Below are 15,203 nucleotides of genomic sequence, written 5' to 3' on the forward strand. Positions count from 1 at the left end.
TTATTCTAAAATTTTTATTTCTGTTTCTAATTTAATACCTGTTTTTTTAAAGACACTATCGGATACAAAATTTATTAATTTTTTCATATCTTCAAACTTAGCATTACCTTTGTTTACAAAAAAATTACAGTGTTTTTCAGAAATTGAAGCATCCCCAAATGATTTTTCAAGTGGTACAGACTCTTTAATTAATTGCCAAACTTTTTTATTAGACTTATCTATGGGATTTTTAAATGTGCTACCACTGGTTCTAATTTTTGTCGGTTGAGCTTGCTCTTTTTTTTCTTTAAGTAATCTTATCTCATTCTCTATTAAACTCTTATCTTTCTTAAAACCTCTAAATGATGCACTTAAAAAAATAAGATCTTCAGATAATCCACTGTCTCTATATTTAAAATTAATGTCTTTTGCAGGTATAGTAATTACTTGACCTGATTTATTTACTGCCTGAATAGAAATAAGAATATCTTTAAACTCCCTCTGAAAACAACCTGCATTCATTTTAATGCCGCCACCTACCGTACCAGGTATACAAGAAAGAAACTCAAAACCACCTAAACTATTTTCCATTGCAAATTCAGATAAAGATTTATCTGTAACAGCACTACCAGCGACTATGATTTCTTCAGAATGTAAAGAAATATTATTAAAATTTTGAGTAAGTTTTATTACAACTCCATCAAATTTGTTATCGGATATAAGTGTATTAGAACCAGCTCCTAAAATAAATATTTTTTCTTTATCTTGAATTTTTTTAAGAAACTTAATTAATTCTTTTAAATCACCTGCCTTATAGAAAGCTTTGGTTTTGCCCCCTATGTTAAACCAATTTTTTTTTTTTAGATCATAATCTAACTTTAAATTGTTATTAAATTCTAGAACCAGCTCTTTTAAATCAATTTTCATGATAACAATTTAGGTAATTCTCGCATCCAGCTTGAAATAGTCCCTGCTCCCATTCCTATAACAATTTTTTTTCCATATATATTTGCTTTAATAAATTTTGCTAACTGAAATCTATCATCTACTAAAAATAGCTGGACTCTTGAGTTTTTAATTATTTCTTTTGCAAAATTTATATAACTAAATCCAAGCTTTAATTTTTCTCCGGCGGTATAAATAGGAAACAAGATAACTTTATCTGCATTATTAAAAGCATAGGTAAATTCTTTCTTTAAATCTTTTAGTCTTGATATTCTATGTGGTTGGAAAATACATATTTTTTCATAATCTTTATAAACTTTTTTTACACCATCTAGCACTTCTTTGATTTCTGTAGGATGATGCGCATAATCATCATAAAAATCTACATTATTAAAATTGAAAAGTTTATTAAATCTTCTTTGAACCCCTGTAAAATTTTTAAGTCCTCTTTTTATATTATTTATTGGTAGACCTACTGTTAAAGCTAATGCAGCAGCAGCTACGGAATTTTTAATATTATGGATTCCTAGTAAAGGAATTTTGAATTTTTTAATTAATTGATTTTTTTTATTGGGTAATTTTATACTTAAGTCGAACTCAGAGTAATCTTTAAATTGTTTTATATTTTTAATACAAAAATTTGAATTTACATCGAGGCCGTATGTATAAAAGTTTTTATTTTTTATATTTTTAATTAAATTTTTGTTATTTTTATCATCTAAACAAATAAATGATTTTCCAAATGAAGGAACTTTATTAACAAAATTTTCAAAATATTTATTTAATTTATTCATATTGCCATAATAATCCATATGTTCTCGATCTATATTAGTGATGATTGAATATGTTGAGGGTATAAAAATAAAACTTCCATCAGACTCATCTGCCTCCAATATAGACCAATCACTTTTTCCTAGTTTAGCAGAATTATTAATTGAATTTATTACTCCCCCATTGATAATTGTAGGATCAATTTTTGTTTCTTGAAATATAGATGCTATCAAGGATGTTGTTGTAGTTTTGCCGTGTGATCCAACAACTACAATATTTTTAGTTAAAGAAACAATGTTGGCCAACATCTCTCCTCTTTTATAAATTGGCAATTGTTTTTTTTTCGCAGCAACAAACTCTGGATTATTTTTTTTTATAGCTGAAGATATAACTAGAATGGTTCCCTTATTTATATTTTGTTTCTTATGTCCAATAAAAACTTTTATTTTTTCTTTTCTTAATCTTTCAATATTTTTATTATTTGAAATATCACTTCCTTGAACATTAAAACCTTTTCCTTTCATTATTAATGCTAGGCCACTCATACCTATTCCACCTATTCCGACAAAATGTATAAGTTCAGATTTTGCTAACTTAATTTTCATTAATAATTTTTAGTATTTTTTGATTAACATTATTCCAAGTATTTTGGTAATTTAATTTCCTCAAGTTATTTTTTTTTGTCATGTAATCCTGACTTTTTTTTGTCAATTCTAGCAAAAATTTCTCAAATTTTTGTTCATCAAAATTTTTTTGATCAATTATCCAACAACAATCCTGTTCATTGTAATATTTTGCATTTTTATATTGATGATTATCTTTTGATGAGGGAAGTGGTATTGCTACAAATGGAATATTTAGGAATGATAATTCGGCTAAACTAGACGCTCCCGCTCTTGTTATACATAAGTCTCCTTGTTTTAAAACTTCATTAAGATTGTGATCAAAACTGAAAACTCTACTTTCAATATTATTTTGAAAATAAAAATTTTTTAAGAAATTTATATTTTTTTCGCTAGTTTGATGAATAATTTTTATAGATATCTTTTTTGCAATACTCACAAAACATTTATTTAAAAGCTCATCAAAGATTTTTGCGCCTTGACTACCCCCTATGATTATAATAGTGAATAAATTATCATGTTTTTGATGCGTACTGGTTTCATAATATTCCTTTCGTATTAAAGGTTTAATAGTAGTTAATTTGTGATTAATTCCAGATGGCAAATTAATTAAATTCTTGGAATAACATATTAATTTTCTTGAAAAATTTAAAAAAAATTTGTTTGCTCTTCCAAGGACCATATTTGGTTCAATTAAAAAAATATTAATGCCTAATATTTTCGCTGCCAAACATAGTGGTAAAGACATATAGCCACCTGTGGAAATCAAAATTGTAATGTTTCTTTTTTTTAAAAGAAAAAAAGATTTAACAGTTAAAAAAAGTATTTTTAAAAATGAAAAAGGAAGCAGGAAATAATTATTTAATTTTGGGGTATTAATTACAAATGCTTTATAATTCTTATCTAAATATTTAAGACCTCTTAAATCAGTAGAAATCAAGGTTTCATGAGTATTTTTCAAATGATTATAAATTGTAATTGCCGGTATTACATGACCTCCAGATCCACCTGTGGAAATTAAAACTTTTTTTTTCATTTATTAAGTTATTTTTCTTTTTGTTAAATTTAAAATTATACCAGCTAATATTGATGTACTTATTATTGATGAACCACCATAACTTAAAAAAGGTAGTGTCATTCCAGTAGTTGGAAATAATCTTATATTAACTCCAATATGAATTGTGGCCTGCATTAATATTAAACTAATAGATCCGATTAAAATAAGTTTAGCTTTATCATTTGTTTCAAAACTTATCTTTTTAAAAACCATATAAATTAAGATCAAAAACAATAATAATATTAAGATTATGGCAACAACACCAAACTCTTCAGAAATTACTGAAATAATATAATCAGTATGAGCCTCTGGAACTCTATTTTTAAGAACGCCCTCACCTATACCTTTGCCAAAAAAACCTCCACTTGTAATTGACTCTAATGCTTTATCGGATTGGAAATTATGAGTACCTGTTTCTCTGTTAAAAAAAGAAAAAATTCGTCCTTGAATATAATCAAACTTAGGTACAAAAATAATTAGATAAGCAAGCGAAAATGCACCAATAAAAATTACCGCCAAAAGAATGTATATATTAATTCCTGATGTAAAGATTAGAACTGACCAAGAAAATACCACTAATAAAGTTTGGCCAATATCTGGTTGAGCTATTAAAAGTAAAGAAATGACGGATATCAAAATAATTGATATCAAATACTTAAATAAAATATTTGATCTAATATCGCACAAAATAGTTGATAAAATTATTATCAAAAATGGTTTTAGAACCTCTATGGGTTGAAATCTTGGTAAAATAAATAAATCTATCCACCTTTTAGAACCTTTAACTTCAACACCAAAGAATGGCACAAGAAATAAAGAAATAAGTGAAATAAAAAAAAGAAAAATAGAGAATTTATATAATTGATCTGAATTTAAAGAGGAAAATATAAAGATAAGACATATTCCAATTAACACATAAATCAAATGTTTAAAAAAGAAGAAATAACTGTTGGTATCTAACTTATCAGAAGCTATTAGAGAAGTTGAAACTAAAGAAAAAAATAATCCAATAGTAAATAATAAACTTATTAATAAAAAAATAGATTTATCAATGTTTTTCCACCATTGATAATAAAATTTGTAAACAATACTATTGCTTTGCATTTATATACTTTTTAATAATTTTATTAAAATAATATCCTCTATCTTCAAAATTTTTGAAACTATCAAATGAAGCTCCAGCTGGACTGAAAAAAATAATATTTTGTTTAGATTTTTGATTATTAATTTCCGAAAAAATAACTTTAAGAGTTTCTTGTAAGTTTTTAAAATTTTTATTTTTTAATTTATTTTTTAAAATTTTTATAAATTTTCTATGATACGATCCAAAGATATAAGCTTTGATATTTTTATGTTTTATTTTTGATAGTTTAAATTTATCTCCCTTTTTGGGAATTCCTCCTAAGATCCAATACGCATCATTTAAATTTTTTAATATATTTTCTGAGGAAGCAAAGCTTGTAGATTTAGAGTCGTTAATTATTGTGAGATTATTTTTATCAAATATAATTTGTTGTCTAAAATCTAGGCCTTTAAATTTATTAATAGTTTTAATTAATTTTTTGTAATTAAGTTTTAATCTTGGAGCAATTTTAAATATAAATGATAAATTTTCTTTATTGCCATCAGATATAAAATATTTATTAGTAATTTTATTAAACTTTTTATCTATACTTGAGGTCTGTACTCTGTAGATTTTTGAACTATATTTATTTTTATTTAATTTTTTAGTTATAAGTTCATCCTCTTTTTTTACGTAAGCAAAAGATCCACTTGTTTGAGATTTTAATAATTTAAATTTTGCATTTACATAATTTTTTAAACTTTTATGTCTCTCAATATGGTCTGCAGTTATGTTTAAAATTACAGCATATTTTGATCTAAATACGCTACTGTAATCTAATTGATATGAAGAAGCCTCTATTACAAAAATTGTTTTTTTTGTAATATTTTTTTCTGATAATGCTGGATTACCAATATTTCCAATAAGTCTTGAGTCTCTTTTTTGATCGATTAAAGCATCATGTAAAATTTTTGCAGTTGTAGATTTACCGTTTGTTCCAGTAATCGTAACACTTTCATTGTTATAAAATGAAAATAAAACATCAAGGTCAGTATGAATTTTCTTTAAATTTTTCTTTAAAAAATTCGATAATTTACAATTTGAAATATCAATTCCAGGACTAATAATGATTCTATCAAAATTTATTTTTTGGATTTGCTCTAACTTAATTATTTTTTTTTTTAATTTTAATTTAATTTTTTGATTGTCATCAAACAAATATACATCAGACTTATTTTTTAAAAAATTAAAAGATGAAATGCCACTCTTTCCTAAACCATAAATTAATATTTTTTTTCTAAAAAAAATATTATTAAATATTTTCATTATCTTAATTTTAATGTAGCTAAACCAATCATTGCTAGAATGATAGAGATAATCCAAAACCTTATTACAACTGTAGACTCTGGCCATCCCTTTTTCTCGAAATGATGATGAATAGGTGCCATTCTAAAAATTCTTTTTCCAGTAAGTTTAAACGAAATCACCTGAACCATTACTGAAACTGCCTCTAGTACAAAAAGTCCACCTGTAATAGCTAAAACAATTTCATGCTTTGTGATAATTCCTACTGCACCTAAAGATCCTCCAAGAGATAACGAGCCTGTATCGCCCATAAAAATTTTAGCAGGCGGAGCATTAAACCATAAGAAACCTAAACAAGAGCCAATAATTGCACCACAAAAAATTGATACTTCACCAGTTCCTTCTATGTAGGGAATTTGTAAATAATTTGAAAATACGATGTTTCCAGTAACATAACTTATAAAAGCAAAACATGCTGCAACTAATATTACAGGCACTGTTGCTAGACCATCTAATCCATCTGTAAGGTTAACAGCATTTGAGGAACCAATAATTACGAATATTGCAAATGGTATAAAAAACCATCCAAGGTTTATGATTAAATTTTTAAAGAATGGAAAATATAAATTATTTAAATCTTGATATTCGTTCAAATAAACGAAAAAACTTACACCAATAATTGCTAACAATATTTGTGAAGTTATTTTAAACTTAGAAGAAATTCCTGATGAGTTGCTATATTTAATCTTGTTAAAGTCATCATATGCTCCCAATAAACCAAAAGTAATTGCTATATATATACAAAATAAAATATTAATATTTGATAAATCTGCCCAAAATATTACTGATACCAATAAGCCTAATAAAATTATTAAACCTCCCATTGTTGGTGTACCAATTTTTTTAACTATATGATCTTCAGGTCCATCTTCCCGAATTGGATTTAAAATTTTTTGTTTTGAAAAAAATTTAATAAAAGGACCTCCAATAATCAACACAATAACTAATGAAGTAAAAAAAGATAAACCTGTTCTAAATGTTAAATATTTAAATACATTTAAAAAACTAAAAGTATCAACAAAATTTAATAAAAATTGATAAAGCATTTAATGTAATCCTTTCAGATCTTTTACTATGTCGTTGAATCCTGTCGCAAGTGAGGCTTTAATCATTAAATAATCATTATTGTTTAAATCTTTTCTAATCAATTCAATAATTTGAGAATTGTTTAATAAAATCCTGCCTTTTTTGGCTTTTGAGATACTTGCAAATATTATAGGTGCCATTTTACCTTTTACAAACACCTTGTCTATATTGGTTTGATTAATTATTGGAGCGATAGATTGATGAAGTTTTTTAGAATGACTACCGAGCTCTAACATGTCACCAATTAGTAAATATTTATTTGATGTTTTTGATTTTATTTTATCAAAATTTTTTATTGCTGTTTTTAATGATAGAGGATTTGAATTATAACTTTGATCAATTAAATTGATTTTTTTATTATCTATTTTTATCATAGAATGGTCACCTCTCCCTCCAGGAATTTTAAAATTAAGAAAAATATTTTTATTTAGTTTAAATATATTTTTATAAATACTAATAACTGCTAAAGCTGAAAGTGTGTTATATAAATTATTTTGAAAATCATTGGATAATATGAAATACTTTTTTTTATTATTTAACCTAATATTAATTTTAAATTTTTTTCCAAAAGTCTTTATATTAATTAATTTAATGTCTGCTTTCTGACTTTTAATACCAAAAGAAACTACTTTAATTTTCTTTTCTTTAGCAATTTTTTTATGTAATTGAAAAAAATTATCATCTGCATTCAACACAACATAACCACAAGGTTTTATGTTGTTAATAATTTCAGATTTTGCCAAGGCGATTTGTTTTATATTTTTAAAGTTTTTAGCGTGTGCATAATTAATATTTGTTATTACTCCAACATCTGGTTCTATAATTTTTGATAAATAATCAATTTCACCTTTTTTATCCATTCCAACTTCTAAAATTCCAAATTCATCATTTTGTTTTAAATTAAAAAGACTTAAAGGAACCCCGAATTTGTTGTTATAAGATTTTGGAGAAATGCTTACTTTGGTAATTTTACTTAATACACTGCCTAACAATTCTTTAAGTGTGGTTTTGCCACAACTACCTGTAATAGCTATAATATTTGTATCAATACTTTTTCTAAAAGTCTTTGAAATGTCTGTTAAGAATTTTAAAGTATCTTTAACTTTAATCTGACGATTTTTATTTAATTTATTTTGAATTTTGTTGACTACGGCTAATGATGCTTTTCTATTGAATGATTTTGCAACATATTTATTACCATCATTTTTTTTTCCTTTAATAGCAAAAAAAATATCATTTCTAGTAACTTCTTGAGAATTAATTCTTGCTGTTTTTAAAGATATGGAAGCAGACAATTTTTTAATTTTAGCTGACTCTTTAACCACATTTAATTTTAAATTATCTGATAAATTATTATTTTTATTCTTGATAGCATTTAAGATTACTTTTCTATCTGAAAAAAAAATTTTCTTATTTCCAATATCTTGTGTTTTCTCATGTCCTTTTCCAGCAACTAACAAAATATCACCTGAATTCAAATTTTTAATAGCTTGTGCTATTGCAATTGCTCTATTTGATATTTCAGTAATTCTCTTTTTTTTAATTCCCTTTTTTATATCTAGTCTTATTTTTTGAGGATTTTCGAATCTAGGGTTATCATTTGTAAGAATGATACTATCTGCAAAATCACTAGCTATTTTCCCCATTTTGGATCTTTTATTTTGATCTCTATTTCCCCCACAACCGAATAGCACTTTGATAGTTTTATTGGGAAATTGTTCTCTAAGATTTAAAAGACAAGTTTTTAAAGCATCAGGTGTATGAGCATAATCAAGAATTACTTTTGATTGATTTTTAATTTTACCAATTTTTTCAAATCTTCCTTCAACTGGTTTCAATTTTGGGATTGTGTTTAAAATTTTATCTAAACTAATACCACTATATTTTGCTGCGATTATAGCCATCAAAACATTTTTTAATTGTATTTTTCCAATTAAATTTAAATTTAGATCCCTTATCAAACTATTTGATTTAATTCTTAGAAATTGACCCTCTCCTTTAAAATTATGTGATAAAAGATCTAGACTATTTTTCTCATCATTAAGTGTATGTAATTTTAATTTCTTATTAATTGCAATTTTTTTTATGTTTTTAAACTCAGGTATTAATTGATCTGTAATTACATTGCCTCTTTTTGATATTAGGTTTTCAAATAAATAAAGTTTTGCATTTAAATAGTTTTTTAAATTTTTATGATAATCAAGATGATCCTGAGATAGATTAGTAAATATACCTGAATTAAACTTTAAACCATCTAATCTATTTTGCTTTAAACCATGGCTTGAGGCTTCCATAATTACATTTTCTATTTTTTTATTTTTTAACTTGCTTAATATTTTAGCCAATTTTATTGGATCTATTGTGGTATTAGATAAATTCAAATTTATACTTTTTGATTTAACACCTAGTGTGCCAATTGTAGCACCTTTTTTATTATTTAAATTTAATATTTGATAATAAAAATCTGCAACTGATGACTTTCCGTTTGTACCAGTAACTGCAATTAAATTTTTTGGTTTTTTATTATAAATTTTAAAAGCAGTTTCAGCTAATAATTTTCTTACATTATTTGTATAAATATACAAAATTCCATTTTGGAATTGATTTGTTTTTCTTTCGGTTACAATAATTTTAGATCCTTTTTTAATTGCTTTAGGAATAAATTTATTACCATCAATACTATTTCCTTTGATTGCAAAAAAAATATTATTTTTTTTAATACTCTTCGTGTCAAATGAAATTCCTGAAAAAGAAAAATTTTTATAATTTTTATTTATGTTATGAAAGTAGTGTCCTAGGAGCATAATTAATTAACCTCTATATATTTTGTGGCTAAAATAGGCCCAATTTTATCAATTACTTTTCCAGCTACCTCTACTGAAGTCCAGCCAGCAGTATTATAAAGTGTGCCCTTCCACCCTCCTTTTCGATGTCTATACTTATAATAATAATCTTTAGATTTTTTTGGAGTATCTAGCATTACAACAAAAACAAATTGTGGATTTGATGTGGGAAAAACAGAAGCAAAAGTATTTATTTTTGCCTCAGAATATGCTCCACCTTCAGGTTGATCAGCAGTTCCTGTTTTTCCACCAATTTCATAATTTTGAACATCTGCAAATTTAGCTGTCCCTTCCTCAGTATTTACAATTTTTCTTAAAGCGCTAACAACTTGTTCTGAAATACCTATGTTTAATATTCTTTTATTTTTTTTATTAAATTTATTTTCTTTATAAATTAATGTTGGCTTAATTTCATACCCACCATTTGATAAAACAGAATAACCTTTTGCTAATTGAAGAATTGTAGTTGCTATTCCATGTCCAAAAGAAGCTGTAGCCAATCTGCATTTTCCAAAATCATAATTTTTTTGAGGAGCAACTTCTTCAATATCAAAATCAATATCACTTAACACACCAACTTTTTCTAAAAATAATTTAAATTTTTCTGAGCCGACTTTTTGGGCAATTTTTACCGATCCTATATTTCCAGATCTAACTAAAATTTGCTCTGCAGTTAAATCTGATGGTATTTCATTGTCGTACTCACCTATTCTGAATTTATCACATTTAATTGATTTAGGTAAATCTAAAAATTCAGTCTCTGGCTTAATTATTTTTTCATTTAGTGCGCTTGCAAAAGTAAATGTTTTAAATACAGACCCAAGTTCATATGTTCCTTTAGTTACCCTGTTAATATAATTTACATCTGTAATATTTTGTCTTTCATTTGGATTAAAATCTGGCAAAGAAACTAATGATAAAATATTGCCGTTATTAACATCCATTAAAATGGCTGCACTACCTTTGCTTTTAAAAATTTCCTGATATTTAATTAATTCTTTTCTAATTAAAAATTGAATATCTTTATCTAATGTAAGTTTAATTGACTCTTTAGATTTTCTAAGTTCATCATTTAATGATTTTTCTAATCCAGAAATACCATTATTATCATCATCTATCTGACCTAAAACATGACTAAAAAGATTTTTTTGTGGATATATTCTTAAAACTCTTTCTTCTGGAACTAAAGATTTGTCCCCTAATTTCATTATTTTTTCATAATTTTCCTCTGAAATTTTCTTCTCGAAATAAAAAAATTTCTTGGTTTTTATTTTTTTTTTAATGTCATCAAAATTTTTGTCAGGAAAAATAATATTTAAACTTAGAAGTAATTTTTTTTCATTGATTATATCTGAGGTTTTTAAACCAATATCAATCGATTTAACTGTCTTAGCTAAATAATTTCCATTAATATCTATGATGTCTGCTCGATAAAGCTGATTTTTAGATTCAGGAAGATTATTTATTTTTTCTAATTTACTTTTTTGTGAACCTAAGTGAAGTAAGTGTATTGTGTAAATTAAATATATAATAAAAAAAACAAAGAAAATAAAAGCTACACGATTAAATTGAATATTTAATCCGTTCTCTTTTTTCTTAAATTTAAAATCACTTTTGTAGTCTTCTATGGTTAATTTTGATTTATTATCAGCCATTACTCTTTAATAATTTTAAAATTTTGGATTTTATTTATATCATCTGAAATATTGTAGATTTTTATATCGTTCATATTTTTTTGAATTAACTCATATTCAAAATACTGAGACTGATACTCAAGTAATCTTTCTGCAGAACTTAAATAATCATACTCCAAGGATGCATTTTCAAATTCAGAGTTTAAAATTCTAATATTTTCTTTTGCTGTAAATATTTCATCTTCAATCTGTTTGGTCGTATTTTTTATGATTGCAGTTGACAAAACTAAAAAAAATATAACTACTGCTAAAGAAAACTTTTTCATAATTTGTCTCCATAATTTTCTATTTCTATATAATTTCTGAACTGTTCCTCTATATCGGTATCAAAATTATAAAAGTCAGTTTTTTTAATTGCATATCTAAATTTAGCAGATCTAGACGGTGGGTTTTTGGTTACTTCGTCACGTGATGGTATTATTGGTTTTTTTTGTATTAAATTAAATAGAGTCTCTGATTGTTCTATGACAGGACTATATCTTGAAATGCTTTTATTTTCAGAAAGACTTTTAAAAAAATATTTTACAATTTTATCTTCTAAGGAATGAAAAGTAACTACTCCTAAAATTCCACCTTTTTTTAAAACTTTCGCAGCATTGATGAGTCCAAATATTAACTCACTTATTTCTTTATTTACAAATATTCTAAGAGCTTGAAAAACCTTTGTTGCATTATGAACTTTAAAATTTTTTCTTTTTTTCGATTTATCAATAATTTCAACTAAAGATTTGGTATCAATTTTATTTTTAGATCTTTCTTTTAAAATATTACGCGCAATGTATTTTGCTTCTTTTTCTTCTCCAAAAAATTTAAAAATTTTTTCCAGTTCTTTTTCATCTAGTTTATTAATTGCATCTTCTGCTGAAAAAGTATTTAATCCCAGCTGCATATTTAATTTACCGCTGGTATCGAATGATAATCCTTTTTGTGGGTCTTTTATTTGAGTATAAGAATAACCAAGATCAAAAATTACACCTCTTATATTTTCATTTTTGAGCTTTAAATTAGTTAATTGACTAAATTTTATATTTTTAAAAATAAATCTATCTTCAAAGTTTTGTTTTAATTGATTAGCAATTTTTTCACTCTCTATGTCTCTATCAAGAGCTATTACTTTTGTATTGTTAAAATCTAAAATTTTTCTGGTGTAACCACCTTGACCAAACGTACAATCAATAAATGTGCCACCATGTTGAGGGGAAATAACGCTAATAATTTCTTTTAGCAGTACCGGATAATGCTTTTGCATTTTCGGTACTATGGTGGCGTCCATTTATTTCTTGGAAGACCATTAATTTTTTTGTCTTCTTAAGAATGCTGGTATCTCAAGATCATCTTCTTCCTCTTCATTGGAAGATAATAAATCATCAGGACTTGAATTCTCAGACTCTGAACTAAATAAATCTGGGGCATTAGAATCAACTCCAAATTCTTTTAGATCATTAGGAGCTTCTTGTTCATTATTGTCTTGGATTTCTTCATGATTTGTTTCCATAGCCTCTTGAGCAAAAGATTTTTCTATTTCATTAACTGAATTATCCTCAACTATACTTTTGCTTTCTATACCGGTATTTTGAACAACCTCCTCATTCATCATTTGATTGTGAGAACTTTCAGTTTGTTGTTCTTGGATAATTTCATTTTCAAGCTTTAAAGCATTAGCACCATGTGTAATTGGGTTTGATGTTGTTGTGTTTGAAAAATTGAAGGATTGAGAGGATCCAATATTTGAAAAATCTGAATAACCAGGATTACGATTTTGAATTCTATGAACCATATTTACTACAGATTTTGATTCAGGTTGCTGACCGTCTAGAGAAGTTGCAACAATTGAAACTCTCATTTTTCCATCAAGTTCAGTGTCAGTAATTGCACCAATAATTAACTCAGCTTCAGGGTCAACTTCTGCTCTAACTTTATTTACAGCCTCATCAACTTCAAAAAGTTTAAGGTCTTTACCGCCAGTAATGTTTACTAATAAACCTTTTGCACCTTTTAAAGTATAGTCATCTATTAATGGATTGCTAATTGCCATTTCCGCAGCTTTTAGAGCTCTACCTTCTCCTTCAGCTTCACCAGTACCCATCATAGCTTTACCCATTGCTGCCATAACAGTTTCAACATCAGCAAAATCTAAGTTTATTAAACCAGGTCTGACCATTAAATCTGTAATACTTTGTACACCATGCATCAAAACATTGTTTGAAAGATTAAATGACTCTTCAAAAGTAGTCTGTTCATTAGCTATTTTAAATAGATTTTGGTTAGGTATAACAATTATTGTATCAACATGTTTTCTTAACTCTTCCAAACCTTGTTGTGCTCTTCTCATTCTAGAGGGGCCTTCATATAAAAATGGAAGAGTCACAACCCCTACAGTTAAGATATTTAATTCTTTAGCAGCTCTTGCGATGACGTGAGCAGCACCAGTGCCCGTTCCACCACCCATACCAGCTGCAATAAAAACCATGTTTGCACCTTGAAGTGTATTTACAATTTCATTTAAAGACTCATCAGCTGCAGCTTGACCAATATCAAGTTTTGCTCCTGCTCCTAAACCTTTTGTTAAATTTAATCCAATTTGAATTCTCGTTTTTGCTTTACTAAGCTTCAAATCTTGAGCATCAGTATTTACTGCAATAAACTCTACTCCTTGTAGATTATTTTCTATCATTTCATTAATTGCATTTCCGCCAGCTCCACCAACTCCTAAAACTAGTAGTCGTGGCTGTAGCTCTTTTATTTCTGGTGCTTTAAAATTAATTGTCATCTTTTATCCCCTATTGTTTGTTATGTTGAAGCTCCCATTTAAGATTACCACGATTAATATTTGCTTTTTTCCTCGCTGTTATCTTAAATTTTTCAAATGCCGTTGGTTCCCATATTTGAAATGTTTGGCCTTGACCAACAAACAACATGCTATTTTTTATTTTTGCATGTTTTAATAATTTTGATGAAAGTGAAATTCTGCCCTCACTATCAAATTGTAAATTTATACTTTCTGCTAATATTGATGTTGCAAAATAATCTCTTTTTTCCTCAAAAGGATTTAGAGAGTCTATTGCTGAAGAAATTTTTTCAATTCTATCTTGGGAGCATGCTTCTATAGATGAGTTATTAAATGATGGATAACATATAACACCATTGTAACCTAAATTTGACAAATGTGACCTGAAACTAGCTGGCACAGATACTCTCCCTTTTTTGTCTAATTTGTTTTCGTATGTTGATAAAAACATAAAACATAATTTCCTTTGTTCCCACATAAATGGGAATTTATGGGATATTATGGGTTTTATAACTCGACGTCAATACCTAATATTTTAGTACTATTATGGTTTTAGTAGTAAATAAAATGGTCAGTCGTACTTTTAAAATGAGAACAAACTAAGAAACTTAAAGTGATTTTTGATTTGATGTGCCAGATAAACTATAAGCCGGGTTCTGTCATTTAAACCTATCATTTGTCTAGGCTTAAGATCACTCTTAAGCTCAAGCAACTAACCCTGATGACTAGCCAAGGACGGCTTTTAGTTTTTTCAACAATGTCATCTCTACTTAGTCTTGCTCCCAGTGGGGTTTTCCAGCGTTCATTGTTACCAATAGAACCGGTGTGCTCTTACCACACCTTTTCACCCTTGCCATGTTATGGCGGTTTATTTTCTGTGGCACTGTCCCTAGGGTCGCCCCCGCCAGGTATTACCTGGCACTGTGTCCTTGTAGAGCCCGGACTTTCCTCTTTAAAATAAATTAAAGTGATAAGTCGTTTATCTGGCA

The 15,203-nt window shown here is 26.7% G+C and carries 12 protein-coding genes and 1 other RNA gene; all 13 read right to left on the reverse strand.

What is annotated here, in order from left to right:
* Positions 1–906 (reverse strand): UDP-N-acetylmuramate dehydrogenase, encoded by a 906-nt coding sequence (gene murB / locus ACTT88_RS05175; RefSeq protein WP_440908250.1) that lies wholly within the window; start codon positions 904–906, stop codon positions 1–3.
* Positions 903–2,300, reverse strand: a complete 1,398-nt coding sequence (murC, locus tag ACTT88_RS05180; RefSeq protein WP_440908251.1) for a UDP-N-acetylmuramate--L-alanine ligase — start codon at positions 2,298–2,300, stop codon at positions 903–905. The genes murB and murC overlap by 4 nt, the downstream gene beginning before the upstream one ends.
* Complete coding sequence (locus tag ACTT88_RS05185; protein ID WP_440908252.1) at positions 2,290–3,354, reverse strand: UDP-N-acetylglucosamine--N-acetylmuramyl-(pentapeptide) pyrophosphoryl-undecaprenol N-acetylglucosamine transferase; 1,065 nt, start codon at positions 3,352–3,354, stop codon at positions 2,290–2,292. The genes murC and ACTT88_RS05185 overlap by 11 nt, the downstream gene beginning before the upstream one ends.
* 3 nt (positions 3,355–3,357) lie before the next feature.
* The gene (locus ACTT88_RS05190; protein ID WP_440908253.1) at positions 3,358–4,479 is read right to left on the reverse strand and encodes an FtsW/RodA/SpoVE family cell cycle protein; all 1,122 of its coding nucleotides are present in this window, start codon (positions 4,477–4,479) and stop codon (positions 3,358–3,360) included.
* Complete coding sequence (murD, locus tag ACTT88_RS05195) at positions 4,466–5,764, reverse strand: UDP-N-acetylmuramoyl-L-alanine--D-glutamate ligase (RefSeq protein ID WP_440908254.1); 1,299 nt, start codon at positions 5,762–5,764, stop codon at positions 4,466–4,468. The genes ACTT88_RS05190 and murD overlap by 14 nt, the downstream gene beginning before the upstream one ends.
* Positions 5,764–6,849, reverse strand: coding sequence for a phospho-N-acetylmuramoyl-pentapeptide-transferase (gene mraY, locus ACTT88_RS05200; RefSeq protein ID WP_440908255.1), 1,086 nt, complete (start codon positions 6,847–6,849; stop codon positions 5,764–5,766). Before mraY ends, murD begins: the two co-directional genes overlap by 1 nt.
* Entirely contained in the window at positions 6,850–9,693 is a 2,844-nt protein-coding gene (locus ACTT88_RS05205; RefSeq protein WP_440908256.1) for a UDP-N-acetylmuramoyl-L-alanyl-D-glutamate--2,6-diaminopimelate ligase, read from the reverse strand.
* 2 nt (positions 9,694–9,695) lie between these two features.
* Positions 9,696–11,387 carry a peptidoglycan D,D-transpeptidase FtsI family protein gene (locus ACTT88_RS05210; RefSeq protein WP_440908257.1) on the reverse strand — a complete coding sequence of 564 codons (1,692 nt, stop codon included), beginning with the start codon at positions 11,385–11,387 and terminating at the stop codon, positions 9,696–9,698.
* Positions 11,387–11,692, reverse strand: coding sequence for a cell division protein FtsL (locus tag ACTT88_RS05215; protein ID WP_440908258.1), 306 nt, complete (start codon positions 11,690–11,692; stop codon positions 11,387–11,389). The genes ACTT88_RS05210 and ACTT88_RS05215 overlap by 1 nt, the downstream gene beginning before the upstream one ends.
* Complete coding sequence (rsmH, locus tag ACTT88_RS05220; protein WP_440908259.1) at positions 11,689–12,699, reverse strand: 16S rRNA (cytosine(1402)-N(4))-methyltransferase RsmH; 1,011 nt, start codon at positions 12,697–12,699, stop codon at positions 11,689–11,691. The genes ACTT88_RS05215 and rsmH overlap by 4 nt, the downstream gene beginning before the upstream one ends.
* Before the next feature lie 18 nt (positions 12,700–12,717).
* Positions 12,718–14,196: a cell division protein FtsZ gene (gene ftsZ / locus ACTT88_RS05225; protein WP_440908260.1), complete on the reverse strand. Its 1,479-nt coding sequence runs from the start codon at positions 14,194–14,196 to the stop codon at positions 12,718–12,720.
* 10 nt (positions 14,197–14,206) lie between these two features.
* The gene (gene mraZ / locus ACTT88_RS05230; protein WP_075536451.1) at positions 14,207–14,665 is read right to left on the reverse strand and encodes a division/cell wall cluster transcriptional repressor MraZ; all 459 of its coding nucleotides are present in this window, start codon (positions 14,663–14,665) and stop codon (positions 14,207–14,209) included.
* Positions 14,666–14,843: 178 nt separating this feature from the next.
* Positions 14,844–15,201, reverse strand: an RNA gene (gene rnpB / locus ACTT88_RS05235) — RNase P RNA component class A.
* Positions 15,202–15,203 lie beyond the last annotated feature (2 nt).

The organism is Candidatus Pelagibacter sp., from assembly GCF_052046145.1.
Taxonomy (GTDB): Bacteria; Pseudomonadota; Alphaproteobacteria; order Pelagibacterales; family Pelagibacteraceae; genus Pelagibacter.